At 36.9% G+C, this 24417-nt stretch carries 26 protein-coding genes, 1 tRNA gene, 1 pseudogene and 1 other annotated feature; of the genes and pseudogenes, 21 read left to right on the forward strand and 7 right to left on the reverse strand.

The window, feature by feature from the left end:
• Positions 1 to 4 precede the first annotated feature (4 nt).
• The 5 genes from FAZ25_RS06550 to FAZ25_RS06570 all read left to right on the forward strand — a co-directional run bounded on the left by FAZ25_RS06550 (position 5) and on the right by FAZ25_RS06570 (position 2714).
• Positions 5 to 808, forward strand: a complete 804-nt coding sequence (locus FAZ25_RS06550) for an IS3 family transposase (protein ID WP_180921964.1) — start codon at positions 5 to 7, stop codon at positions 806 to 808.
• A gap of 91 nt (positions 809 to 899) precedes the next feature.
• Positions 900 to 1250: a hypothetical protein gene (locus FAZ25_RS06555; RefSeq protein ID WP_155280116.1), complete on the forward strand. Its 351-nt coding sequence runs from the start codon at positions 900 to 902 to the stop codon at positions 1248 to 1250.
• Positions 1250 to 1669 carry a protein-export chaperone SecB gene (locus FAZ25_RS06560; RefSeq protein WP_155280115.1) on the forward strand — a complete coding sequence of 140 codons (420 nt, stop codon included), beginning with the start codon at positions 1250 to 1252 and terminating at the stop codon, positions 1667 to 1669. The genes FAZ25_RS06555 and FAZ25_RS06560 overlap by 1 nt, the downstream gene beginning before the upstream one ends.
• Before the next feature lie 301 nt (positions 1670 to 1970).
• The gene (locus FAZ25_RS06565; protein WP_155280114.1) at positions 1971 to 2369 is read left to right on the forward strand and encodes a CrcB family protein; all 399 of its coding nucleotides are present in this window, start codon (positions 1971 to 1973) and stop codon (positions 2367 to 2369) included.
• Positions 2370 to 2714, forward strand: a complete 345-nt coding sequence (locus FAZ25_RS06570) for a CrcB family protein (protein ID WP_155280113.1) — start codon at positions 2370 to 2372, stop codon at positions 2712 to 2714.
• 979 nt (positions 2715 to 3693) lie between these two features.
• Here FAZ25_RS06570 and FAZ25_RS06575 read toward each other — a convergent pair.
• Positions 3694 to 3954: a SemiSWEET family transporter gene (locus tag FAZ25_RS06575; RefSeq protein WP_004903626.1), complete on the reverse strand. Its 261-nt coding sequence runs from the start codon at positions 3952 to 3954 to the stop codon at positions 3694 to 3696.
• A gap of 78 nt (positions 3955 to 4032) precedes the next feature.
• Entirely contained in the window at positions 4033 to 4926 is an 894-nt protein-coding gene (gene rarD / locus FAZ25_RS06580; protein ID WP_155280112.1) for an EamA family transporter RarD, read from the reverse strand.
• A 179-nt stretch (positions 4927 to 5105) separates the two neighbouring features.
• Here rarD and FAZ25_RS06585 point away from each other — a divergent pair, with 179 nt between their 5' ends.
• Complete coding sequence (locus tag FAZ25_RS06585) at positions 5106 to 6128, forward strand: SGNH/GDSL hydrolase family protein (protein ID WP_004903622.1); 1023 nt, start codon at positions 5106 to 5108, stop codon at positions 6126 to 6128.
• A gap of 26 nt (positions 6129 to 6154) precedes the next feature.
• On the opposite strand, the gene FAZ25_RS06590 is transcribed toward FAZ25_RS06585, so the two are convergent.
• Complete coding sequence (locus FAZ25_RS06590; RefSeq protein ID WP_004903619.1) at positions 6155 to 7186, reverse strand: lactonase family protein; 1032 nt, start codon at positions 7184 to 7186, stop codon at positions 6155 to 6157.
• Between the two features lie 121 nt (positions 7187 to 7307).
• Between FAZ25_RS06590 and FAZ25_RS06595 the strand changes: the two genes are divergently transcribed.
• The 3 genes from FAZ25_RS06595 to FAZ25_RS06605 are packed head-to-tail and all read left to right on the forward strand — an operon-like array spanning position 7308 to position 11840.
• Entirely contained in the window at positions 7308 to 8474 is a 1167-nt protein-coding gene (locus tag FAZ25_RS06595) for a DNA repair exonuclease (protein ID WP_155280111.1), read from the forward strand.
• A gap of 1 nt (position 8475) precedes the next feature.
• Positions 8476 to 10866, forward strand: coding sequence for an ATP-binding protein (locus FAZ25_RS06600; protein WP_155280110.1), 2391 nt, complete (start codon positions 8476 to 8478; stop codon positions 10864 to 10866).
• Positions 10867 to 10880: 14 nt separating this feature from the next.
• Positions 10881 to 11840, forward strand: a complete 960-nt coding sequence (locus tag FAZ25_RS06605) for a 3'-5' exoribonuclease YhaM family protein (protein ID WP_036058651.1) — start codon at positions 10881 to 10883, stop codon at positions 11838 to 11840.
• A gap of 47 nt (positions 11841 to 11887) precedes the next feature.
• Here the strand turns inward: FAZ25_RS06605 and FAZ25_RS06610 are convergent, their stop codons facing one another.
• The 3 genes from FAZ25_RS06610 to FAZ25_RS06620 are packed head-to-tail and all read right to left on the reverse strand — an operon-like array spanning position 11888 to position 13528.
• The gene (locus FAZ25_RS06610; protein ID WP_004903610.1) at positions 11888 to 12799 is read right to left on the reverse strand and encodes a peptidylprolyl isomerase; all 912 of its coding nucleotides are present in this window, start codon (positions 12797 to 12799) and stop codon (positions 11888 to 11890) included.
• Positions 12800 to 12853: 54 nt separating this feature from the next.
• A complete protein-coding gene (locus FAZ25_RS06615) occupies positions 12854 to 13093 on the reverse strand; it encodes a hypothetical protein (protein ID WP_004903608.1) in 240 nt (79 codons plus the stop codon).
• Between the two features lie 9 nt (positions 13094 to 13102).
• Positions 13103 to 13528, reverse strand: a complete 426-nt coding sequence (locus FAZ25_RS06620; protein WP_004903605.1) for an HIT family protein — start codon at positions 13526 to 13528, stop codon at positions 13103 to 13105.
• Positions 13529 to 13596: 68 nt separating this feature from the next.
• Here FAZ25_RS06620 and FAZ25_RS06625 point away from each other — a divergent pair, with 68 nt between their 5' ends.
• The 6 genes and pseudogenes from FAZ25_RS06625 to FAZ25_RS06650 all read left to right on the forward strand — a co-directional run.
• Positions 13597 to 14331, forward strand: coding sequence for an ABC transporter ATP-binding protein (locus FAZ25_RS06625; protein WP_004903602.1), 735 nt, complete (start codon positions 13597 to 13599; stop codon positions 14329 to 14331).
• Positions 14328 to 15590 (forward strand): ABC transporter permease, encoded by a 1263-nt coding sequence (locus tag FAZ25_RS06630; RefSeq protein ID WP_004903600.1) that lies wholly within the window; start codon positions 14328 to 14330, stop codon positions 15588 to 15590. The genes FAZ25_RS06625 and FAZ25_RS06630 overlap by 4 nt, the downstream gene beginning before the upstream one ends.
• 26 nt (positions 15591 to 15616) lie before the next feature.
• The gene (gene trmB, locus FAZ25_RS06635; RefSeq protein ID WP_004903598.1) at positions 15617 to 16276 is read left to right on the forward strand and encodes a tRNA (guanosine(46)-N7)-methyltransferase TrmB; all 660 of its coding nucleotides are present in this window, start codon (positions 15617 to 15619) and stop codon (positions 16274 to 16276) included.
• A gap of 536 nt (positions 16277 to 16812) precedes the next feature.
• The gene (locus tag FAZ25_RS06640; protein WP_155280109.1) at positions 16813 to 19101 is read left to right on the forward strand and encodes a hypothetical protein; all 2289 of its coding nucleotides are present in this window, start codon (positions 16813 to 16815) and stop codon (positions 19099 to 19101) included.
• Positions 19102 to 19133: 32 nt separating this feature from the next.
• A complete protein-coding gene (locus FAZ25_RS06645) occupies positions 19134 to 19409 on the forward strand; it encodes a transposase (protein ID WP_012304996.1) in 276 nt (91 codons plus the stop codon).
• A 17-nt stretch (positions 19410 to 19426) separates the two neighbouring features.
• A pseudogene (locus FAZ25_RS06650) lies at positions 19427 to 20236 on the forward strand (IS3 family transposase); the annotation flags it as partial.
• A 342-nt stretch (positions 20237 to 20578) separates the two neighbouring features.
• On the opposite strand, the gene FAZ25_RS06655 reads toward FAZ25_RS06650, so the two are convergent.
• Positions 20579 to 20652, reverse strand: a tRNA-Arg gene (locus FAZ25_RS06655).
• A gap of 112 nt (positions 20653 to 20764) precedes the next feature.
• Between FAZ25_RS06655 and FAZ25_RS06660 the strand changes: the two genes are divergently transcribed.
• The 6 genes from FAZ25_RS06660 to FAZ25_RS06685 all read left to right on the forward strand — a co-directional run bounded on the left by FAZ25_RS06660 (position 20765) and on the right by FAZ25_RS06685 (position 24376).
• Complete coding sequence (locus tag FAZ25_RS06660) at positions 20765 to 21283, forward strand: hypothetical protein (protein ID WP_004900835.1); 519 nt, start codon at positions 20765 to 20767, stop codon at positions 21281 to 21283.
• Between the two features lie 40 nt (positions 21284 to 21323).
• Positions 21324 to 21899 carry a TetR/AcrR family transcriptional regulator gene (locus FAZ25_RS06665; protein WP_004900833.1) on the forward strand — a complete coding sequence of 192 codons (576 nt, stop codon included), beginning with the start codon at positions 21324 to 21326 and terminating at the stop codon, positions 21897 to 21899.
• Positions 21900 to 21959: 60 nt separating this feature from the next.
• Positions 21960 to 22043, forward strand: a sequence feature (ribosomal protein L21 leader region).
• Positions 22044 to 22054: 11 nt separating this feature from the next.
• A complete protein-coding gene (gene rplU, locus FAZ25_RS06670; RefSeq protein WP_004900831.1) occupies positions 22055 to 22354 on the forward strand; it encodes a 50S ribosomal protein L21 in 300 nt (99 codons plus the stop codon).
• A 28-nt stretch (positions 22355 to 22382) separates the two neighbouring features.
• The gene (gene rpmA / locus FAZ25_RS06675; protein ID WP_004900829.1) at positions 22383 to 22700 is read left to right on the forward strand and encodes a 50S ribosomal protein L27; all 318 of its coding nucleotides are present in this window, start codon (positions 22383 to 22385) and stop codon (positions 22698 to 22700) included.
• Between the two features lie 133 nt (positions 22701 to 22833).
• Complete coding sequence (locus tag FAZ25_RS06680) at positions 22834 to 23928, forward strand: aminopeptidase P family protein (RefSeq protein WP_036058371.1); 1095 nt, start codon at positions 22834 to 22836, stop codon at positions 23926 to 23928.
• 1 nt (position 23929) lies between these two features.
• Positions 23930 to 24376, forward strand: coding sequence for a hypothetical protein (locus tag FAZ25_RS06685; protein ID WP_048801487.1), 447 nt, complete (start codon positions 23930 to 23932; stop codon positions 24374 to 24376).
• The last annotated feature ends 41 nt before the right edge of the window (positions 24377 to 24417 follow it).

Genomic DNA, 24417 nt, shown 5'->3' on the forward strand with positions numbered 1-24417 from the left:
TAATGTGGGATTGCCGCTTGTTAACCAATTTTTAGCACAAGGCTATGCGCTTGTGCGTATTTTAAGTGCACTTAAAATCAAACCTAGTACCTATTACAACTGGCGCCATTGGCAGACCAGTCGACGAGAAAAGCGTAGAGAATCTCTAAAACCTTATATTTTAGACGTTTGGAAAACCTTTAAATTTTATGGTTATCGCCGTATTTCTGCTTATAGTCAACAAACTGACGGGCCGAAAGTATCTGAGTATATGACACTCAAATTGATGCGTGAATTAGGGATTAAATCCCGCATGCAAAAACGTTATCGCAAGCCAAAAACTGTCGTGACTGTTGATCAAAAGCCCAATTTGATTAGACACTTGCATGATTTGAGCGGTGTTTGGCAAACAGATATCACTTATATTCAGTTGACTAACCACAAATGGGTCTATTTAGCGACCGTTTTGGATCCTGAGAAGAGAAAAGTATTGGGCTATAAAATTGGTGATACAATGACAGCCGAGCTAGCCACAAGTGCCTTACAGATGGCGTTAGATAAGCATCGAAAGCCATTAATTATTCATTCAGATATGGGGTCACAATACACGAGTGCTGAATTTAATATTAAATGTCAAAATTATGGCTTGAAACATTCATATTCACTCAAAGGACATCCATACGATAATGGCCGTATGGAAGCATTTCATTCAATATTGAAACGTGAAGAGGTGTATTTGAAGGCATACGAAACATTAACGCAAGTCCAAGCAGCCATTGGTTGGTATATCAATTTTTATAATCGCAATCGTATCTCAAATGTTGCCTAAGTAACTGAATAAAAATAGTCCAATTTATTGACTTCTGAGCAAATTTTAATGATACTGATATAATAGACTTAGAAGAAAGAGAGGTATAACTATGAGTAAGTTAGTTTCACCAGAAGCACTTCATGATTTCTTGATGTCTCTACCTGCTGAAGTTTTACAAGAAAAGTCGAAAAAAGTCAAAGATGGTCTCAGAAATCTTAGAAAAAAAGAGATGCTTAGCAACTATTTTAGTTTGAACTGTGATTTAGTTGACGTTGTTAAACAACCTAATCAAAGTCCAATGATAGAAACAATTAATTTTGATAAAGGTCAAAATGAGAGTATTACTAAAAGTATAATAGTAAATAAAAACTTTGAGTCGGCAGATAAGGTAAATTCAAGAACTGCTGATTATAACAAAGAATATTATAGTGATGTCGCTGAAACGGTGGAAGCAGCTTAATGGCAGAACAACAGTTAAATTTTAGGTTTTCTAGTCCTCAGTTAAGTAGCACGTTTTTTTCTGTAATGGATCGTAATTTATCTGACGATCCGAGTGATATAATAAAAGACGTAAAAATCATCTCTTCTGTTAAAGAGCGTTCAGATAATAAAGCATTGATTAGTTTGGCTGTTCAAAACTTTGACACTCCTGACGATATTGATACAAAATCTTATGTTTTTAACATAAGCTATACAGCTGAGTTTGTTTGGAAAGACAATATTAATAAGGAACAAATTGACAGCTTTTTGGCAGTTAGTGCACCGGCTCTGCTACTTTCGTACATTCGTAATACTTTATCTAACTTAACAGCATCTGCTAAACTCAGCATTCTAGATTTACCATTTTATGATTTTAGAGAAAATGAAAACAAAAAATAGAATATCATTATTGATATTCTATTTTTTATTTGCCCTCAACCCGCTCAAGTGATACATAAAAATAACCGGTAAATTTATTAAATATTTTTTATTTATATAAGAATAGCAGTTTGTTCGAACTAACTACAATATGCTATATTTACAAAAGAGTAGCAGCATATTATTTTATCAAAAGTTATGGTAACTGCTAGGCTAGTCCGCATTAATTTGTGGGCTTTTTATTTGAATATAAATTAATGTGGTAGAATAAGTCTATCAAGACACCCTTTATTTAATCAGAGGTTGAAGGGAAATATTTATAATGAAAAAATTAAAAGAAAATGCCATTTTAACTGGTTGCATTTTAGTATTTATTGGTGGTGCATTCGGCGGCATATTTCGATTGCTTTTGACACAGATACCATATATTGGTAGCAGTCCATGGATGATCGTTGCAATAAACATCGTAGGCTCTTTTTTACTTGCATATCTGGGGTCAAGGATTTCAGAAGATGATGAATACTCTTTGAGTATCAAGACGTTTGTAGGAACAGGCATTATTGGTGGTTTTACAACTTTTAGTACGTTTATATTGCAAATTAATGAACTGCTCAATAAAAATTATATTATTGCGTTTATTTATGTTGCCCTTAGTCTTTTATTAGGGTATATTGCTGTCCTTTGTGGAAAGTACTTAGGAAAGCGAATGAGGAATCAGTAAATGAAATATTTTTATCTATATATTGGTGCTGCTGTAGCATCAGGATTAGGATCGTTAATTAGATATTTGATTATTAGCTTCACGCCGGTTAATAGAAAACTGTTTACCGGCGTTTTCTTGGTTAATATGATGGGATCGTTTTTAATGGGCTGGCTATCTGTGACGGTGTTATCTAATGAATGGCGTATTTTTATCGGTACAGGGCTAATTGGCGGTATCACAACTTTCAGTACCATGATGACACAAGGGGAACAGCTGGTTACTTTGAAACAAAGGTCAATATATTTTTTGTCAACCTTATGCTTAGGGATATTCTTATTTCTTATTGGTGCGCAACTTAAATAAAAGGGCTCCTATGATGTAAATAAAAAAACAAACCGACTGTCTGACCAGTGACTTAGTTTGTTTTGTACGCCTATGTACTTTGGTTTGTTTCTGGAGCCAAAAGCGGAGCCATGTGATTTTTGAACAAGTCTAAACATCAGTTTTCATAATGCTTTGGTGAAAAAGGTTATTGGTACGCTATCTCCTTTAGACTATGTTCTACATTACAAATTCATGAAAAAAACGTTGAGATATCAACGTTTTTTTTCGTTAAATTAAAAGCGTGGGCAAACTATTTGTTGTAGCACGTAAATATTATTAACAGCAAGGCCGTTTTCTTGGCAAAGACAATGAGAAAGATATAACCGTCCAGCGCAATCATTATAATTTTTAGTTGACCTGTTTGAAATGAACAACTTCTAGTGATAAAATATTATTTTTTGAAGTAAATATTTATCGAAAATGAGTTAATATTACAATGCATTTTGAGAAATTTGCTAATTTCTTTAGATGGGTGAATCAACATATTTATTGCGCACACAAGCAATACGTACGTAGACCACTGAATGACAGTTTAACCTTTTATACTTATGAATGTAATCGATGTGGTAAACGTAAAAAGGATTGGTAGGAAAGAATAAAAAAACGCAAAGGTTCTAAAAATGAATGATTTGAGGAGAAAGAGTAAATAAAAGCCTCCCAGACGGATCATGATATCAATGGTTGTGGAAAACTAAGCCACAGTCAATGTTCACGTGTAAATGCTGCCGACAAACAAGCATAATCAAAAGATTACTTAGTTGTAGATATATCGCGTGCCACGTAAAGTAAACTATGAGTTATATGCAAGCAAGTTAAGGCAACGTGATGTTGCTTTTAGAATAAATGAAGATAAAGTTGTCCGAAAATTTTTTAATATATTATCTCAAAAAATCATTCTATTTTGCCCAAAAAAACACTAGTTTACCAACTAGTGTTCAAAGACTTGATTGAATTTAATTTATAATGCAGTCCAAAATGTAATTATACCGAAAATGATACCCGGAAAGTTTGCCGCTGCTAACGGTAAATCACGTTTTTCTTTGATTAAGCCGTAGATTACCCAAAGCGTACAATTAATGCCAGCAACTAAAGGTTGAATAGGGTTACCCTTGGCACCTGATAAATTATTAATAATTTGTGGGACATAGGAAATATACATCATAATTGACATCACAGTTGCAGTCCAACTTAAATATTGCACTAATTTTTGGTTTCGCATTGATTACCTCTTTCGTAAAAGTATATAACAAATTGTCTGAGAAAATCAAATGCCAAAAAATAACCAAATGGATAACAATCAATTAGAGGTGAGCTGCTTTATTTTTTTTGCTTTGTGCAGACTACCAGTAACAAAAATTAAGATACCGACCCAAATAAAAGCAAACACAATCGCTTTATGCCAATCAAAATTTTCGTGTAACACAAACACCGCTAGTAAGAGTTGAATTGAAGGGTTCATATATTGAATAAATCCTAATGTGATAAAATCAGTATTCTTAGTGGCAACGGCAAATAATAGTAATGGCAAGACCGTAATGACGCCGCTTAGAACGGTTAACGCTGTTAGTTGAACGCCACTGTTAATAATATGAAACGGCGAGCGCATGATATAAACTAGAGCAATAGGCGCGACAAACATTGTTTCAAGAGCTAAGGATATTGTGGCAGGTAGGGGCACTTGCTTTTTGATCAGACCATAAAAACAAAAGGAAGCCGCCATCAAAAGTGTATTAATGGGCAGAGAGCCTGTTTGAATTGTTAAAATTAACACACCGACACTAACAATGGCCAACGCAACTAAATTACTATGAGACAGTCTTTCATGCAGAAAAATAACTGCTACTGCGACGTTCATGAGTGGCATAATATAGTATCCAAGACTGGCTTCAGTTGCTTGATGGTGTGTGACCATATAAATATAAATAAACCAATTAATTGAAATAAGTCCAGAACTTAAAATAATCCAAATTAGTTGGTGGCTGTGAAAAAGTTTTTTGGTAATTTGAAAAAGACGTGACCAACTTTTTTGATAGGTTATGACAAGGCAGATTGTCACTAAAGACCAAATGATACGATAAGCTAGTGTATCCATTGCGGGCACAGCGTGTAAGAGGGCCCAAAAAACACCTAAAACGCCCCATAAACTATAAGCCAGAATGGCTGCGCTGATACCTAAGCGTTTTTGTGACATAATATTTCTCCTCGCACATAACATGATAATTAATATAGTAACATGATATAAAAATTAAAAAAAGCTTAGTAAATATTCTGATAAGATAATTAAACCTTGCTTAGCCATGTGATATACTTTAAAAGTATTGAAGCAGTTATGCTGTGTTAAAAGATAATGGATATTTTAGGAAGTTAAGTATGTTAATTAAAACATATCAATTGGCGGCTACTGTCAAACAACAAGTACGCATTAAATTAATAGCTATCGAACCAATCATAGGAACACTCACTGTCAGACAGCAGAATTGGTTAGTTAATCAACTATTCACTGATGCCACAAGTGATATAAGTACAGCAATAGCGTTAAACTTATTAATTTTATGGAACACTCATGACATAGAACAACTTAAGCTGAATTTAATTGCACAATATGCGACGCAAGCTAAATTAATAAGGCATTTATTACAAGATGTTAGACGTCATCTGGATGAGCTCATTTTGTGGCAAAAAACAGCAAGCGGTAGTCTCATAGATGTACAATTAGTGACAACATTGGCAAAAATGCCAATTAGTAGCAATAAAACAGTTGGTATCATCGGTGATAGTGTATCGTTTGGCTTAAAAGCAACGACAAATTACGGACAGTATATTCAACGTGCGACTGGATCAGGCGTACAAAACTTAGCGATTTCTGGTGCACATTTATCAGACAATGGCTATAACAGTATCTATCAGCAAGCGCAACGCCTAGAGAAGGCACAATTATATATTTTCCAAGGCACTGATGATGATTGGTTAGCCAATGTGCCAATTGGCAGTTTAACTGACAAGCCAAATGAATCTTATCTTGGTGCCTTCTATCATACGATTAAAGTGTTAAAGCAAAAGAATGCTTCATCTAAAATTTTAACGCTCACACCAACATATCAAGTGCCGGTCAAAGGAAACAAGGTGAGACGAACAGATGAAACGCGCAACAAACTCGGACACAATCTGCATGATTATGTCCGGGCGCAGATACAGGCGAGTTATGTGCTTGATATACCTGTAGTTAATCTAATGCAAAAAACATTATTTAATCCTGCAGATTACCAATTTCGTCAGTTATACATGCCAGATGGGTTGCACCCTAACGAGCGCGGTCATCGTATTATTGCTAAAGAAATTGCTACGGCATACAATTATTATTTCATTTTATCTGAGAATAAAAAAAGTAACTAACGCTTAGTCGTCAGTTACTTTTTTAATTAATATTCAAAGGTGACACGTACGCCTTCAGGAATTGTAAAGTCTTTTTGAAGTAAGCTAAGCTCACCACTGCCACTGTCACGTGCAAATAATGACACGTTGTCTGTATCTTGGTTGGCAACGACTAGAAAGGCTTCATCTTTGTCCCAATTCATATCACGTGGGAAAGCCCCCTCAGTACTGATTAACTGAATGCGTTCAATTTCTGCACCTTCGTTGACCACTTTAAACACTGCCACAGAGTTGTGGCCTCGGTTAGAAGCATAAATATAACGACCATCATGGCTCAGACGTAATGCGGCAGCACCATTATGTTCTGTCCATTCACTAGGAATAGTAGAGGCGGTCATGACATGTTCAAAAGTACCATCTTCACTGTTATATTTTAAGACACTTAGAAGACTTGATAATTCACCAAGTAAATAAGCATACTGGCCATCTTGAGAAAAGCGAATGTGACGAGGGCCAAATCCTTCATCTGTTTTAAATCGCGCTTTTTCAGTCAATTGACCTTCTGCTGTGACATCAAATGTGATGACTTCATCTGTGCCTAAATCAACCGCAACTAAGCGATTATCCGGTGTGAGATTGGCAAAGTGGATATGTGAACTTGTTTGCTCTGGTCGAGGGCCAGAACCGTTGTTTTGCCAAGTATCAACATGTGTCAAACGACCATCTGCGTTAATTTTATAAGATTCAACGGTACCGCGGTGATAGTAACCAGCAAAAAGTAGTTGGCGTGTTTCATCAATCCCAATGTATGCTGGGGCAGAGCCTTCCGTGAGCTGTGTGTCCAACTCGGCTAGAGGTCTTGCTGTATTGTCGAGTGTCACGACACCGCCTTGACCATCACGATTTTCAACAGCGTAAACTTTGTTAGCTTTTGAAATAGCAAGATAGGTAGGGTTCGTTAATTCGCCGATAAAGCTTGCGTTTTGTAGCTGTTTCGTTTCTGTGTTGAGTTCAGCCTCATACAAGCCTTGTGAGACACGCTTTGTATAGGTTCCAAATAAAATTTTATAGATTGCCATGTAATCTCTCCTTAATAAAGTTACCTTTATAATAGCATAATTGTAAGGGGTTTCACAAGTTGAGAAACTGATTTAAGTTGCGTATAATAAAATAGACGAACAAACGTTCAGAGAGGCGATTATGAAATTTATCCATGCAGGCGATATACACTTAGGCAATCCATTTATTGGTTTAGATGCACAATTACCAGATAACTTAAAGCAACTCGTCCAACAGTCAACGCATCAAGCATTTATGAAAATGATTAATGACGCTTTAACTGAAAAAGTTGACTTATTATTGTTACCAGGTGATTTTTATAGTGCCTCAGAAAGTAGTCCGCGACTACAAGAATTAGTACAATCAGCCTTTTTAAAGTTAAATCAAGCTGGTATTCAAGTTTTTTTAAGCTTGGGGAATCATGATTTTGAAGCCAACACATCCCAACATTTGCCGTGGCCTGAAAATGTTTACATTTTTGATCAATATGTTGAGACAACATATCACACGACAGCATCAGGTGAAAAAATCGCAGTTACTGGGTTTAGCTACCAATCGCAGCGACAAATGACGCCAGTCATTGATGAATTTCCTACTAGAGATCAGGCTGTTGATTATCATCTTGGTATGTATCATGGCGCTGTGGGTGTTACAGGTGAACCATACGCACCCTTTAAAGTGACCGACATGTTGGAAAAGGGCTATGATTACTGGGCTTTAGGCCATATTCATATTCGTCAAACTTTAAATACTAGACCTTTTATAGGCTATTCTGGTAGTATTCAGGGGCTTAATCGTAAAGAAGTGGGGCCAAAAGGATACTATATAGTGGATGCTGCCAATCAGTTGCGCCCAATCTTTCGTGAAGCAGAAACAATTTTGTGGGATAAGCTTCGGCTTAAAAGTGTCAAGAATGAAGATTACTTGCAGGAAATGATTAACCATTATGGGACTGGGACGCAAAAAAACACTTTCCTATCCGTTGAATTGTTAAACGTACAAGATCAAGTACTGCGCGCTAGGATTGATAGTGGTATAGTTCTTGAAAAAATCCGTGAACATTTACCAGAGCAAGTTTGGCTAGTTCGTCTGACAATTAGAGATACTGAACTTCGAGCTTTTCCAAAAGATACGATTGACCAAGCGTATTGGTTGCGCGCGCTAGAAGATATATTGACAGAATTTAGAGTTGACGATTATTTATCTGATCAGGTGCCGTTAGTATTACGTGAATACTTTATGACTCATGAAGGAAAAGAGTTATTAAAACAAAAAATGGTTCAGCAACTTAATGAAGGAAAGGGTTAAGATGTCTATGAAAATCAAACGCATTCAGATTAATGGCTTTGGTCGTTGGTCCCAAAAAACTTTTGATTTTGTTAGTGATTTTCAAGCAATTGTTGGCCAGAATGAATCTGGAAAATCGACACTGCGTGCATTTATGGTGAGTATGTTATTTGGTTTCCCAACGAAAAAAGGACAGACAAATGTTTACACGCCAAAAGATGGCAGCAGTTATGGTGGTAGCATGGTTGTTGACTTTTTCGGTCAAAGCTTTGAAATTAAACGAGTAGGGCGTGTTAAATCCGTTTTAACGATTAAAAGTTTAGCAGATGATCAATTCGTTGAGACACCAGAAAAATGGTTAGAGGAACAATTAGCCCCGCTGGATAGGCAAATGTTTGACGCTATTTTTAATTTTAGTCAACAGGATTTAGCACAAATTAGTCAATTAGCGGTGCCTGACTTAAAACAACTGTTGCTCAATATTGGGGCACCAGGTAGTAACTACTGGCTGAAAATTGCCCAACAGATTGACAAGGAAGCATCTCGGCAATATACGCAGCGTAAAACAGGCCAACGCGCTTTGAATATTTTAGCTAAGCAGTATAATCAGCAACAAGTGATATTGAATGAAAAATCTAAAGATGTTGTGCTGTATGTTAATCGCCAACAGGCAATCACTGATCAACAAGCAACAGTAACAACACTACGTAATGCTATGTCAGCATTAGATTCAGAGCTTCAGCAACAACAAGAACTAATCCAATCTTTTTCGTTATTTGAAGCCGCACAAGCTATAAAAAGCCACTCAGTAATAAGTAAGCGCATTATTTCTGAAACAGATATGTCAGAATTTAATCGATTGCAAGCTTTGGACAATATTGCGATACAAAAAATTGCGCAATTAAAAGAACAAATTACCGACAATAAGCCATCTGAACAAAAAATAACGTTTATGGCAGATGATGTTAATAAACGTCTTAAAAGGGCTCAAGTTGTTATGCAGCGTATGACGCTTTTGCTAAATAGTCGCAATGATTTAGTCAAACAGCAACGAGCATTGGAACGACAAATTGGGGGACAAAATTTACCATCTCTTATTACTGTCAGCGAACAAAAGATGATTAACTACCCGAAACAACAAATTTTATTTTTGGGTATATTGACGGGTATTACTGCAGTGATTGCTTATTTTCTAATTAAGCCTGCTTTAATCTTACCGCTTCTTATTGGCTTGTATACTGGGTATAAATATTGGGTTAGCCAGCATGCCATAGAGACTGTTCGTCATCGCTATGCCAATTTACCAATTGAAACAATCCAAGGTATGCAAGGGGCCATCAAATCTTATCCGCAAACCAAACAACAAATTTTAGAAATTGACAAGGGTATTAGTAAACAGTTACAGCAAGCGATTGTTGATTTAGAGCCGGCAATAGAGCAATTACAGTTATCTGTTTCAATAAAAACTATTGATGATTTAGAATTTGCCTTGATTGATATTCAGCAAGCCTTTAATCATGCGCAATTAACACGTAGTAATAGCACTACCCTGCGCGTTCAGCAGCAGCAACAATTGCTCAGGGAAATAGCAGTATATGAAAAGCAGCACGAAGAACATGTGCACGATTTGTATGCGCTGTATGATAAATACGATGTTGCTAATGCGGATAATTTTAAATTGTTATATCATGACCAACAATCGCAAACGCGTCAGCAACAGCGCTATTCTGATATGATGAATCAACTACCAGTAGAACAACAGACGCAGTTTACCAAGATTAAAAATAGCTCTGAATTAACAATCAAACAGCGCACATTGGACAGTAAAAAAGCTACCCTACAAAGCGACATAGTAGTAGCTGAAACGAAGTTATCAGATTTAAAAGCTGAACAACGTAAGCTTATTAACGAAGATCAATTTGCGACATTACAACAAGATTTTATGAACGAGCAAACCGCATTAATAGCGCAATTTGGTGGTTATTTAGCAGAAAAGCTCACTGGTAAATGGATTACACAGGCTTTAACATTAGCTTCTAAAAACCGTTTACCGAAGATGCAAGCAATCGCTGTTAACCTTTTTTCAAAATTGACAAATGAACGTTATACAAATATAAAATTTTCAGGAGATGATATTGTTGTTATGACGGCGGACCATCAAGCATTTAACATTGTTGAATTGTCGACAGGCACACAAGAGCAACTTTATGTTGCGCTAAGACTAGCATTGAGTCAAGTTATAGCAGATGTTGTGTCGGTGCCAATATTAATTGACGATGGTTTTGTTAATTTTGATCAACAACGTCGTGACAACATGATAATAATCTTAAAATCGTTATCAACAAATCAACAGGTTTTTTATTTTACAACAGAACGCTATCATTATGATCAGCTTAATGTGTTAGACTTGTGAGAGAGGACATACAAATGGCTAAGCTATTAACGGAATATCAAGACAATGAACATATTGATACGTTTACATTAATCAAAAGTGCAGATGTACGCCTAACTAAAACTGGTAAGACATATCTTAGCTTAGTTTTTTCAGATAGATCAGGGGATCTACCAGGCAATTTATGGGATGCAACTGAGATACAAATTAATACGCTGATACCAGGAACTATTGTTAAAATACAGGGTGTTCGCGGCGCATATCAAGATAAACCACAAATTCAAATTACCAGTATACGAGTATCTGAATCGGGAGAACCTAGCAATCCTGCTGATTTTATGACCCATGCGCCAATAAAAGAAGATGTCATGCGTGATGAATTAGCAGATATCATGTTAATGATTACGAACCCAGTATGGAATCGTCTATTGAGAAAGCTATTTTCAGCTGCCCAAGATGCCTTTTTACGTTTTCCAGCTGCAAAAATGAATCATCATGCTTTTGCTGGTGGTTTAGCTTTCCATTCGCTCTCAATTGCGCGTTTAGCTCAAAATATTGCAGCACAATATCCCCAAATTAATAAAGAACTGCTGCTGACTGGTGCGTTGTTACACGATTTAGGGAAAACTATTGAATTATCTGGGCCAGTTGCGACACAATATACTGTTGAAGGTAACCTGATTGGTCATATTGTCTTAATTGATGAACAAATCGTTTTAGCTGCTAATGAGCTGCATTTTGATCTTCATTCAGAAGACATGGTTGTGTTACGGCATGTCGTGTTAGCTCATCATGGTTTATTAGAGTATGGTTCTCCTGTTAGACCAGCGCTGCTCGAAGCGGAAGTACTACATCAGTTAGATGAATTAGATGCTAGCATTCAGATGGTGACTAGCGCCTTAGAAAAAACAGAAGAAAACAACTTTTCCGAACGTGTTTTTGGGTTAGATAATAGACGTTTTTACCGCAGTCATTATAATGTAATAGATAAATAAAAAAGCTAGGACTATTGATTAATAGCCTTAGCTTTTTTATTTATTGTTTATTTCTTTGCTTTTGATAGCCCAGCAGTTAGATAAGCATTCAAAGCATTCTTTAATTGTGTATCTTTTACACTAACATTTTGCTTACGTAAGATTTGACCAATGATTTCTTGTATTTTAGCAGTGTTCTTTTGATCATTCAAGAATGATGTGACAATTTGTTCTGATAACTTATTGCGGACACTGTTCATGCTTGGTTTATTAGTTGTTTTATTTAGCTGGATGACGTAGAAACCACCATTTGATCCTGTAACAGGGGTAGTTGTATAATCACCAGTTTTTTCAATTTTAAATGCGGCCGTTTGAATAGCTGAGTCGACACTCGTACTTGTTGAATCGAAGGCAGGTAACTGACCATTTTGTTTAGCGTATGTTTTGTCTGTAGAATATTTCTTGTAAACAGTTTCCCAACTGTCACCAGACTTTAAAGCATCAATAGCTTTTTTAGATGAATCTTCATCTTTGGCTGTAATCAATGAGACCGTTGTATCTTGATGATAATCCTTATAAGCTTGTTCGATTTGCTTATCGCTTACCTTATAATTGGCTTTCACAGCTGCTTTCATAATCAAGTTATTTTTAATATTATTCTTGAATTGTGATTCGTTTGTATTGTTTGAAGATAATACAGATTGGAATGAATCACCATATTGTGCCTTCTGTGTGTCAAAAGCATTTTGGACGTCTGACTTAGAAACATTACCACCGTATTGTTTAGCTAAAACCTTGTTAATGACTAAATTGGCAAATTCTTGCTGGCCAGCAGGAGACTGCTTTAAGTCAGCCACGAATTCTTTTTCAGTAATTTTACCTGAATCCGAAGTCATAAGTGTTTTTGAGGAATTAAATCCAAGATAAATCAGGCCGCCACCAAAAATAACGATGATCAGCCCCCAAATAAATTTGCGCATAAGATGCTTCCTTTTCTGATTAGTATCCTGTCTATTTTAACATAAAACAGGCAACTACGCCTGGTACTTTGACAATTCAGCGTTTAAATGATCAGAAGCTTTTTGAATGCGGTCTAGGTGTGGTTTATTTTTGAAATTCATTTTCTCAACGTCAACTTGAATGTCGTCACGCACTTTAGTCAGGTGGTCTAATTGTTGAGACAATACCTGCTGTTGCTTGGTTAGCTGTTGCAAAAGTTGCATCATTAACTGAATTTGTTTGATGAGCTGTTTAATATCATCAATTAATTTCATAATAGCCTCCTAATTCAATTGCTTTGCAATGTCGTCAGCAATTTTCTGGTAGCGTGCGGTAGAAAATTGCTCGCTGTTATCGATTGTTGGGGCAAGAGTGCCAGATAAACCATCATCATCAAAACGCGGGATGAGATGCCAATGCGAATGTAAAACGGTTTGACCAGCTGATGCACCATTATTAGATTGAATGTTGATTCCCGTTATTTTGGGGTTGCTTGCCTTAATGGCACGTGCTATCATAGGCAACTTTAGTAGCACATTTTCTGAAGTAGTCGTATCATAATCAAATATATCTGATACATGATTTTTTGGTACGACTAGTGTGTGTCCTGGTGTCACTTGAGAAATATCTAAAAAAGCTAAAACAGTATCATCTTCATAGACTTTGTAACTTGGAATTTCACCAGCAATGATTTTATCAAAAATATCCATTATAATCTCCATTCATTTTGTTACTTTCATTATACCAAATATGGTGTTATGCCTGTTATAATAGTTTTATGGGATTAAAAGTTGACAATTTATCTGGTGGTTACGCTGGAAATCAAGTGTTAAAAAATGTGTCATTCACAATTGAAGATGGTTGCATTGTCGCTTTAATAGGACTAAATGGTGCTGGTAAATCGACCACCATTAATCATATTATTGGTGAACTGCACCCGCAAAGCGGCCAAATTACTTTAAATCAGGTTAATATTGTTGAAGCACCAACCGCATTCAAGTCGCAGATTGCCTATATTCCAGAGCAGCCTATCTTATACGATGAGTTAACGTTAGCCGAACATCTACATCTTTTATTGGCAGCGCATGGGCAAGACAATGATAAGTCTTGGGATCGTGTCAGTAGACTCCTGAATATGTTTCGTCTGCAAGACAAACAACATTGGCTACCAATTCATTTTTCTAAGGGCATGCGTCAGAAAGTAATGCTGGTGTCAGCATTTATGCTAGAGGCACCACTTTTGATTATTGATGAACCTTTTCTCGGATTAGATACGTTGGCGCAGCGCGATGTCGTGACATTGATTCGTGAGCAAACACAGTTGGGTCACAGTGTTTTAATGACAACACATTTATTGGCCTCGGCTGCCAAATTTGTTGATCAATTTGTGGTATTAAATAACGGTCAGGTTGACTTTGTTGGGACACCATCAGCATTAGCAGATAAATATCAGTTATCTGTGGCAAATTTGGACGATTATTTTGATTTGGTACGGAAAGAAGCTGGTGCATGATGGGGAAGCAACTATACTATCAGCGCTTTAGGCAGGCACAAAAAACCACAATTAAGTATTTAAGATTACTCTTTAATGATCATTTTGTGATTTTTCTACTCATCGCTTTTGGCGCTGGAGTGTTAGGCTATCGCGAAGTGATGCAGCGTGCGAACTATCAATTTTTATGGCATTCAGATTGGACACGTTTACTTATTGCTGTTTTATTGTGCTTTGGCTTGCAATTCGGTCAGTTGATCACTTATTTTAAACCAGCTGATAGGTTATATTTGCTTGGAAATGATCAAATGGTTAGTCGAGATTATTTACAGCAAGCTGTTAATGTCAGCTTTGTATTTGCTATTTTGTGGCAATTGGTTGCTATTAGTCTTATATTGCCAATACTGTTTAAAATGCAATTACTCACCGCAGTAAAATTGGCTAGTTTATCATTGTTTTTATTCAGTTATAAGTATAGCTTACTCTTGTTAGCACGCGAAAAATTGTTAATGAAACCAAGGTTGTTTATTAATGGCTTCGTTCAAGGATTGTTACGTACTATCGTTCCGATAGTTATCATTTGGTTGATTTTAGTCATTGGTGACGGCGGATTGATAATTTTTAGCCTTGTTTGGGTAATCTGTGTTGTTGTGTTAGCTATGTTTTTGCATGTTAATGATAAGCAAAGTCAGCAATTAGCAATTGATTGGTTAACCAGTATTGCGCAAGCGCAGGTACATGAACGACGTATATTACATTTTTATGCCACGTTTGCTGATGTGCCAACACAAACTTATCAGGTCAAACGGCGTAAATATCTTGATTATTTTTTAAACCGATTGACAAAACGACGAGATATGATGTATTCTCTATATTTGTTGCGTTTGGCACGTGGCACAGAATTATTATCTTTAATTTTGAGATTAACCATTGTTGGCGGTTTACTCATTGCTGCATTATCAACAGCACCAAAATGGGTTATTCTGTCTATTGCAGGATTGATGCTTTACTTAGTGGCTTTTCAGCTGTTACCATTATTTCGCGAGACTGAACAAAAAAAGTGGACACAAATTATGCCAATAGCTATTCAATCAAGACAACGCGCTTTTAGGCAACTGAATCGACATTTAATGATTATGGTAGGCGGCGTATTCATGCTTAGTGCCATTAGCCAAGGATGGTTGATGATGAGTTATATTTTAGGTGTTTTAGTTATCATTGGTGTTGCACTTGACCGTATTTATCTGCCTAAACAATTAAAAATGAAAAGAAAACTGTAACAAAAAGAGTTACAGGGAGGAATATTATGCATCTTCGAGCAAAACCATGGGCAACTGATTGGCTAGCAGCACATTCAGACATTGTGATTACACAAGGCCGTGCGACAGAACAAATCGGCCAATGGCAAAAATTATTTGCGAAAGCACAACCAATCCATGTTGAAATTGGCTCAGGAAAAGGGCAATTTATTTTAGGTATGGCATTAGCTCATCCAGAAATTAATTATATTGGTATGGAAATTCAGGAGACAGCAGTCGCCATTGCTGCGCGCAAAAGTTTTGACCAGGTAGGTGAATTGCCTAACTTGCGTTATATATATGGTAACGGCAATGGTGTGGAAACCTATTTTGAAAAAGCAGAAGTTGAAAAAATTTATTTAAACTTTTCAGATCCTTGGCCAAAAACACGCCATGAGTCACGCAGGTTAACTTATAAAACTTTCTTGCAGTCTTACGAGGCTGTCTTACCTGAACACGGGGAAGTAGAATTCAAAACAGATAATCGCCATTTGTTTGAATATTCAATCGTTAGTTTTATGAACTACGGTATGCGTTGGGCGACGACGGACTTTACGTTAGATTTACATGCTGATGAGGAAAAAGTTATCGGTAATGTCGAAACTGAGTATGAACAAAAGTTCATGGCTAAGGGACAACCAATCTATAAAATAAAAGCACACTTTTAGAGTGGCAAGAGATACAACGTTTTATATAAACAAAAAACAGCGTCTAATTTAGGCGCTGTTTTTGCTTTTTTGGGATATTTGGGGACTTGAGGAAAAAAAGTTCCAACGCTATTTTGTCTTTTTTGTGTTCTGCTCTTATACTAAAAAAAGAATTATTTTTATTCAGTCCGCAAAATGAAAGTATAGGCGTATTTTTATGTCAATCCGTTAGTCACAGAATTTTAAAGATTCACTGGTTACACTTTAACAAGAAGAACGTTCACTTAAATTATTAGCAGAGAAATATGCTCACGCAAAGCATTCTATTGCCATTTGGGTTAAGTAAGCTAACTCGGTCATGATAAATGCTCATTTAAAGACGCTAAAGAATGTTAAGCAATTTGAGAAGCGGCTTGTTATTCTGGAAGAATAAAATGGAATTTTTGTTTTGGAAGGATAAATTTTATGGCATTTGATAAGCTAATAACTGTACAAGAAATAGTTGGTAAACCAGGGCCACTAGAAAAAGCGCCTGTAAACCCAAAAGTAGGTGACATATGGATGATACGCTAAAAACTACAATTAATGATGATGATCTCGTGAAACATATTGTTTTAATCAAAAAGTGGATTGATCAATACGACCAGCTTTTGTCCCAATACACTGGAACAGGTGATGGTAAACACATCATGCTGAACAATGCAGGATTAACGACAAACAGTTTTCACTATGAAACAGGTCGTGGTGGCTATTTCTCCACAAACTCAGGTACATCTGAAGGACAAACATTAACGTTACGTGGTGCATTGTTAGCCTATAAAGCAACAGGAAAGCAAATATGGTTAGATAGAGCTTTAAAACTATCTGACGCTTTATTAAGCATTCTATATCAAGACAAACCAATTCCTGATGAACCAGATGTTAACTGGGTTCCTCATTGGTTATTTAATGCTAAGCAAGATTTCAAGTCACAACAATACTTTACAAATATGTCTGTTGTTTTCACTAACGGTAAGGCAACTATCAAAAAAGATGATATTTTTAAAGTATTTTCTGTTAGAGCAGCAGACGCCACGTTGGTTTGGGATTCGCCATTCTCTCAGGTTAATGGTAAAAGTTATAGCATTAAGAGCTTAGATTATCCAGATAACAACACAGCTATTGTTACGCTTGACGAAAATGTTACTGGTAACTTTCTAGTTGTTTATGGGACTAACACAGGGGATGTTATCCATACGAATGATAATTATGACGCTTATCCTGTTTGGCGTAAACTAGAACAGAAAGAGACTGTTTGTGCTATTGACTCACTTGCTTGGTCTTATGATTGCTTTAAGTTATTATTTGAAGCAACAGGAGAAGAGAAGTGGAACAAAGCATTGAAATCAACAGCAGAATCAATTAGACATGCTTTCCATATAGATAATGCGATTGTTTATATCGCGCCACCAAGAATGGGCTATGACATATTTGAAAATGGTATGTATAAGTATAGCTCAAGAGATGTTCCTGAAATTTATTCTCAAAACAAAGTGACTGGATTTATTGATATTCATTATCCACAAGCGAATTACGGTGAGGGTCAAATTGGTAAAGGCTCTGTTAATGCAAAATTTGGAAATGATGATTATCTATTAGTCAAAATGTCAAGTAAACAAAAAATCATTATGAAACTAACCCTGGATGAAGAAAATGTTTATCAAGAAGATAAGCGTTGGGTTGTTCCTCTTCATTTAGATGGTAGTGGAAAAATGCAAACATTTAATCTGCCCGCGTCATCTTTCTTTAGGTCTTCTGATGTGTTTTGGGGTGTTAATTATCGTGGTAATGCTGATGGATCTAAAATAAGTGATGGTAAGTCGACTATATCGTCTGAAGCGGTTATAGATAAAAATATAGCAGTTCAAGAAATAGTAATGAATAAGGTATCAGGTGGTTGGGCACAATTTCTGTTTGGTATGGGAAGCACACCTGCTTTTCCTTTTGACTTTAAATATAAGACAAATGATGACCTTGATTTTGTTGTTCGTGACAGTAAAGATAAGCCTTGGCGTTACAGACTACCCAAGACAAATGGTGGTTACAAAGTCGTTACTATGACGGCTGATTTGTTTACATCAGACTCAGGTGATACAGCTTTTCCTAGTGGTAGTTTTAGTAGTTTATTAGTAGATTGTGCTGCTTCTAAATCAGAAATAGTAATTGATTACCTGGGTAAGTTGACAACACTACCAATAGGCTCTAACTATGCAACACTAACGTTGTCTTATTCTGGAACAGAAGAAGCAGATGTTTCAATTGAATTAGTTGCGCCAATGCCAACAACGCCATTAACTTATGTGCCTTATGTTGCACCATTTGATTATCATTTGTCTGATGGCAATATCAACTCATGGCGAGGTCCCGCATATTCTGGTTATCAAACACCATATATATGGCAAGAATTACCAGAGTTTACTGATGAATTTGGTAAAAACAATCAAGACGCGTTGGGTGTCAACCTAAAGTTTATGAGAGACGCTCAAGCAGCCTATAAAGCTAAGAATGGTATTCAAGGTGGGTTTGCGCCTGTATACTTCTGGAATCGCTGGGATAGTATTCAATATGAACATCAACCAGATACATGGGGTTGGTTGCCAGCGCCTGACCCTAACGTTAATTGGGGTGGTTTTCAGTATCGAGCTGTTGATTCTGTTGCTAGAGCATATTTCAATGATTCATCAAATGAATTAGCTAAAGATATAGTGATGGACTTCTTTAGAATGATTGACACGTACTGGACGACAGATTTCAATATGCCATGCTCGTATACTGAAAATCCGGACTGCTTTATTTCTAGGGCATAATCCGAGATAATCAAGTATAGGAGTTTTTTATTATGAAAGCTAAGAGATACGCAACTGAATTTAAATCATCAATTGTTGCCTTGTACAACGAGGGTCGTTCTGCTAATTCGCTGGCCAATGAATATCATTTGGCTGTACAAACGGTTACGGGTTGGGTCAAAAAAGCCCAAATCGTTGGGACTGACATGAATGGCAACCAAGTGACTCGTGCCAAATTTAATGCAATGCAGAAAGAAATCGCGCGACTCAAGGAAGAAAACGAAATTTTAAAAATTGCGGCCGTTTTGCTGGGCGAACATCGCAAGTAAAACGTAAGACCCATTTTCCTATTGTCCAATCATTGCTAAAACAGCATTTTAAACTCATGATGGTGCTTCGTCTACTCAAAATACCCAAAAGCACCTACTTTGATTGGGTTCACTATACTGAAAGCCATCGTCAACGAGAAGACACTATTTTAAAAGCTTTATTACGTGAAATTTGGCAAAATAACTACAAAGCTTATGGGGCGCCACGTTTGCGATTAGCATTGGCTGATCTGAATTTACATCATGGTACCAACCGAATTCGTCGCTTAATGCGAGAAGCTGGTATACACTCTGTCATGAGTCGACGGTTTAACAAACCAACGACAACAGTTGATTATATTCAACGGCCAAACTTAATCAGAAAGTTACAAGACGCCAATGTCTGGAGTATGGACATCACTTATTTAAAGTTAAGCAATGGTCAGTGGGTGTATTTAGCGTCAGTTTTAAATCTACGAACACATAAGATATTAGCCCATCAAATCAGTGGCACGATGGATACCAAATTAGTAGTTACAACACTACAAAGAGCGCTATCAACTCATAAAAAACCAAATTATTTACACACTGACATGGGCAGTCAGTTTACTAGTTTTGGCTTTGAAAATTTGTTAAATCGACATAAAATTGATCATTCGTATTCAAAGTTAGGGTATCCATATGATAACGCCAAAATTGAAAGTTTTCACTCTCTATTAAAGCGTGAAATGATTTATCAATTCCGTTTTCCATCGATTGCTCATCTAATTTTAGGTGTGTCCAAATATATTCAATGGTTCAACGACGAAAGAATCAGTCTCGCCAATCGAAACATGAAAGTAGCCTAATCAGTTCAGCCCTAGATAAAAAATAGTCCGATTTATTGACTTATGAGCAATTAACGTATTCTTTGAAGAACAGAAAATAGGTGAGTCAACTTATTCATATCCGATTGGTCAGTTTACAGGAGACATGAAAGATAAAATGCATGAGTTTGCAAAACGCATAACCAAAGAAACAAAGGTCAGCGCAAAGCTATTTAATTTGTAGCCATATTGTAGCCATAAACTATAAAAATAGTGAAAAGTGATGAAAACTATCAACAACTTTAAATAGCTTAAAAGCCTTGCACGCCAACGTTTAAGCAACAAAAAACCGCTCTATCAGCAATCCTGATAAAACGGTAAATATGCGTTGAGGGGGAGTCGAACCCTCGACCTGCCGGGTAGAAACCGGCTGCTCTATCCAGCTGAGCTACCAACGCAATGCAAAATATATCATACCATAGTCCGTTCAAAATTTAAAGATTTATACAACAGTTTTGAAAAAAAGATTTTCATAGTATACTATAGTTATTGTTAGTCTGGAGAAAAAATATGAGAAAAGCTTTCCTTGCCTTAGCGGCGGTAATCATTGCCTTGTTAGTGGCTTTAATTACATTTAATCAACAACCTAAATATGCTGATGTCTCGATGCCACAATCAGACTATCGGCATTTGAAGCAGTCGCGTGAAGATATTCAATCTTTTGTTCATGTGCTCAATCAATTTGACTATACTAAGCCAAAAACCATGACAGCCATTGAACAGCAGGCTGATCAAGTGATTAAGCATAACAGTAAAAATTTGAGTAACTCAGATGCACAAGCCTTAAGGGATGCTTTTTATGGATCGCAAGGGATTGTAACCATTGTCCAAACAGCTAAAAAGGGTCATTATAATATTGATGCGAGTGTTGCATCACGATTCCATGATCGTTTTGATACAATTATCATGATGTCAGTCAATGCGATTAATAAAAGTTCAGCTCAGCGTGCAGATATCGTGACTCAAATGAAAAAAGACTTAAATATTGAAGCTGATATTTACAAGATTGGCGCAAAGAATGAAGAATAGCACAGTCATTGTGCTTTTTTGCTTTTAGAAGGGAATCATGATGTCTGAAAAAAAAGATGCACGAATTATCAGAACAAAAAAGAATATTCAAGAAGCAGCCGTCATTTTAATGACGACCCAACCTGATTTCTCGATTACAACGCTACTAGACAAAGCACAAACGACCCGCGGCACATTCTATAAATATTATCAAAATAAGCCTCACCTGATTGATGATGTCAACGATAATTTGTTATTGGAGCTTACGCAGCATTTTCAAGGCCAGTTTCACGTGGTCAAAATGATTCGGGCAATCAGTGACCGAGCTGCATTTTATAATGCGGTCTTAAACTTAAACACAAATACTAGCTATTTCAACACACTAATGACACGTATGCGTTCGCAAGTAACTTTACAATTAGCAGGGGTTACTGATGATTATGAAAAACGTAAACTTATGTTTCAGTGGGAGGTCGTTATCGGTGGATTTTGGGCACTTATTGCTGCTTGGTTAGCAGATAATATGGATATCAATCAAACGATTTTATTACAAGAATTTACTGATATTTTACGTGTCAACACAACTGGTGCAACCCAAACTGGTTTATCATTATTTGACTTTTCTGAAGTCGTGTAGGAACTGGGGTCGGTTGTCTTGACGTGAGTTAATAAATTTGTTATGATTGAAAAGTTGTTAGCGAAGCTACAACCACTCGGAACAGGTAGAAGTACGTGTCGGACAAGGGCCGACCCGCCTGGAATGGTGAGTCTAAGTATAAGGAGAATCCAATAATGGCATACGCAATTATTGTAACAGGCGGCAAGCAATATAAAGTCGCTGAAGGTGACACAATCTTCGTTGAAAAGCTTGATGCTGCCGAAGGTGAAAAGGTTGTTTTTGACCAAGTTATCTTGGTAGACGGCAAAGTAGGTGCACCTTTCGTTGAAGGTGCTAAGGTTGCTGGTACTGTCGAAAAGCAAGGTAAGCAAAAGAAAGTTGTTACTTTCAAGTACAAGGCTAAGAAGAACATGCATTCTAAGCAAGGTCACCGCCAACCATATACACGCGTGAAGATTGATTCAATCGCGTAATCATTACTTGTAAAGGAGAAATAGACTTATGTTGATGAATCAAGAAAACTTGCAAATGTTCGCTCACCACAAAGGTGGCGGATCTTCAGCCAACGGTCGTGACTCAGCTGGACGTCGTTTGGGAACTAAAGTTGCCGACGGTCAAGCTTTGACAGCTGGCTCAATCATTTATCGCCAACGTGGCACACACATCTATCCTGGTGTGAATGTTAAAAAGGGTGGCGATGACACATTGTTTGCTTTGACAGATGGTGTTGTTAAGTTCGAACGTAAAGGTCGTGACAAGCGTCAAGTATCTGTTTACACACGTGAACAATACAACGATATCCTTGCTGCTGCAAAGTAAGCAAAAGTCATCAAAAAGCGCAATCATTTAATTGATTACGCTTTTTTTATGCCAAAAATATGAGCAATTTTTGCTGATGAATAATGTGATATAATGAAAATATCGATTAAACAAAAAGGATAGACTAGTGAAGATGGCTAAATATTTTGAAGCACGTATTGCAAAGTTACAAAGATTATTAGAAAAACTTGAACTTGATGGTATGATTGTATATCAAGGTGCCAATACAAAATATTTAACGGGTTTTGATGGTGGAACAGGCGAAGGTGTCGTGGTAGTAAGTCGCACACAAGCATGTCTGATTACCGATGCACGTTACGAAGAAGATTATCGTCATCGTTTGCCTGAAAATGTCGATTTTAAAGTCACACGTGCTTATTATGAAGCTGCTGTCGAGACGGTTATTGCATTTGGCATTAAACAGCTGGCATTTGAAGCGACATTGCCGTACAACGTATATGATCTAATGGATCAGCTGCTGCCTGCAGACATTACATTTGATGCGTTGCCCGATGCAGTTGAAACATTGCGAGAAGTCAAAGATACAGTTGAATTAGAAGCATTGCGTTTGGCAGCAAAAGCATCCGTTCAAGCTTTTAATGATCTGCTACAATTTATCAAAGTTGGCATGACAGAAAAACAAGTTGCTAATGAGTTGGACCGCCTGCAAAAACATTATGGTGCTGAAAAGGCTTCATTTGATACCATTGTGGCTTCAGGTTATCGTTCCGCGCTGCCTCATGGCGAGGCAACAGATAAAATCATTGAACTAGGCGATCTTGTTACCATTGATTTTGGCTATTATGTCAATGATTATACGTCAGATGTGACACGCACAATTGCGATGGGCACTATCAGTGATGAATTACGTGAAGTTTATGCTGTTGTTAAGCAAGCTAATGAAAACGCTATTGATATCGTTAAACCAGGCATTTCAGGCAGTGAGATTGATAGTGTTGCGCGAGAATACATTACAAATCACGGTTTTGGCGAATTCTATAATCATTCAACTGGGCATGGTGTTGGTCTTGATATACATGAAGGACCAGCTTTGAGTTCACGATCAAGTGATGAAATGCAATCGGGACATCTATTAACGATTGAACCAGGAATCTATTTGCCAGGTAAGGGTGGCGTCCGAATTGAGGACGATGTCATTGTCACGTCAGATGGTTACGAGAACTTGACAGAAGGTATTACGAAGTCGTTAGTTATTATTGAAGGTTAGTATGGCCACACAGAGGTTAGATTTTTTAGTATTTTATCGCGGTAATCTTGTTACCGGGTTTGATTATATTTATGCCAAGCGTCATGAAGGACATGCTTTTCTGCAATATGACGACAAATCACAAGAAGCAAAAGACATCCTTGATCCAAGGTTTGATTTCTATAATCCACACTTTAATGAAGCTGGAGAATCATTTAATTGGCGCTATAAGGAACCGTGGCTAGATATGACGGATAAATGGGATGATTTTGCTCCCGAAGTGTTAAGTTATATTAATACTTGGATGGGTGAATATCGTGGGCCTTCTTATCCAGACCCTAGTTTGAATGATGAATGGGGTGTACGCTTCAAGTTACCTAATCAACGGGAACAAATTATTTGGGGCTTAAATGCATTTCCAGCTAACTTGCAGGCGTTTGTGGCGTTTTTATCGGAATTTCGCGAATAAAGTGTCGCAGCTGCGGCACTTTTTTGTTATCGTCACGGTTG

This window comes from Leuconostoc sp. LN180020 (genome assembly GCF_014844115.1).
Classification (GTDB): Bacteria; Bacillota; Bacilli; order Lactobacillales; family Lactobacillaceae; genus Leuconostoc; species Leuconostoc citreum.

Bases quoted from the DNA above. Each gene is read 5' to 3' on its own strand.
- FAZ25_RS06680 (WP_036058371.1), top strand. From the start codon at position 22,834: ATGGCTAAATATTTTGAAGCACGTATTGCAAAGTTACAAAGATTATTA.
- FAZ25_RS06575 (WP_004903626.1), bottom strand. From the start codon at position 3,954: ATGCGAAACCAAAAATTAGTGCAATATTTAAGTTGGACTGCAACTGTG.
- rarD (WP_155280112.1), bottom strand. From the start codon at position 4,926: ATGTCACAAAAACGCTTAGGTATCAGCGCAGCCATTCTGGCTTATAGT.
- FAZ25_RS06615 (WP_004903608.1), bottom strand. From the start codon at position 13,093: ATGAAATTAATTGATGATATTAAACAGCTCATCAAACAAATTCAGTTA.
- FAZ25_RS06585 (WP_004903622.1), top strand. From the start codon at position 5,106: ATGTTAATTAAAACATATCAATTGGCGGCTACTGTCAAACAACAAGTA.
- FAZ25_RS06625 (WP_004903602.1), top strand. From the start codon at position 13,597: ATGGGATTAAAAGTTGACAATTTATCTGGTGGTTACGCTGGAAATCAA.
- FAZ25_RS06685 (WP_048801487.1), top strand. From the start codon at position 23,930: ATGGCCACACAGAGGTTAGATTTTTTAGTATTTTATCGCGGTAATCTT.
- FAZ25_RS06595 (WP_155280111.1), top strand. From the start codon at position 7,308: ATGAAATTTATCCATGCAGGCGATATACACTTAGGCAATCCATTTATT.
- FAZ25_RS06665 (WP_004900833.1), top strand. From the start codon at position 21,324: ATGTCTGAAAAAAAAGATGCACGAATTATCAGAACAAAAAAGAATATT.
- trmB (WP_004903598.1), top strand. From the start codon at position 15,617: ATGCATCTTCGAGCAAAACCATGGGCAACTGATTGGCTAGCAGCACAT.
- FAZ25_RS06600 (WP_155280110.1), top strand. From the start codon at position 8,476: ATGTCTATGAAAATCAAACGCATTCAGATTAATGGCTTTGGTCGTTGG.
- FAZ25_RS06660 (WP_004900835.1), top strand. From the start codon at position 20,765: ATGAGAAAAGCTTTCCTTGCCTTAGCGGCGGTAATCATTGCCTTGTTA.
- FAZ25_RS06605 (WP_036058651.1), top strand. From the start codon at position 10,881: ATGGCTAAGCTATTAACGGAATATCAAGACAATGAACATATTGATACG.
- FAZ25_RS06570 (WP_155280113.1), top strand. From the start codon at position 2,370: ATGAAATATTTTTATCTATATATTGGTGCTGCTGTAGCATCAGGATTA.
- FAZ25_RS06640 (WP_155280109.1), top strand. From the start codon at position 16,813: ATGGATGATACGCTAAAAACTACAATTAATGATGATGATCTCGTGAAA.
- FAZ25_RS06620 (WP_004903605.1), bottom strand. From the start codon at position 13,528: ATGGATATTTTTGATAAAATCATTGCTGGTGAAATTCCAAGTTACAAA.
- FAZ25_RS06610 (WP_004903610.1), bottom strand. From the start codon at position 12,799: ATGCGCAAATTTATTTGGGGGCTGATCATCGTTATTTTTGGTGGCGGC.
- FAZ25_RS06560 (WP_155280115.1), top strand. From the start codon at position 1,250: ATGGCAGAACAACAGTTAAATTTTAGGTTTTCTAGTCCTCAGTTAAGT.
- rplU (WP_004900831.1), top strand. From the start codon at position 22,055: ATGGCATACGCAATTATTGTAACAGGCGGCAAGCAATATAAAGTCGCT.
- FAZ25_RS06630 (WP_004903600.1), top strand. From the start codon at position 14,328: ATGATGGGGAAGCAACTATACTATCAGCGCTTTAGGCAGGCACAAAAA.
- FAZ25_RS06565 (WP_155280114.1), top strand. From the start codon at position 1,971: ATGAAAAAATTAAAAGAAAATGCCATTTTAACTGGTTGCATTTTAGTA.
- rpmA (WP_004900829.1), top strand. From the start codon at position 22,383: ATGTTGATGAATCAAGAAAACTTGCAAATGTTCGCTCACCACAAAGGT.
- FAZ25_RS06590 (WP_004903619.1), bottom strand. From the start codon at position 7,186: ATGGCAATCTATAAAATTTTATTTGGAACCTATACAAAGCGTGTCTCA.
- FAZ25_RS06645 (WP_012304996.1), top strand. From the start codon at position 19,134: ATGAAAGCTAAGAGATACGCAACTGAATTTAAATCATCAATTGTTGCC.
- FAZ25_RS06555 (WP_155280116.1), top strand. From the start codon at position 900: ATGAGTAAGTTAGTTTCACCAGAAGCACTTCATGATTTCTTGATGTCT.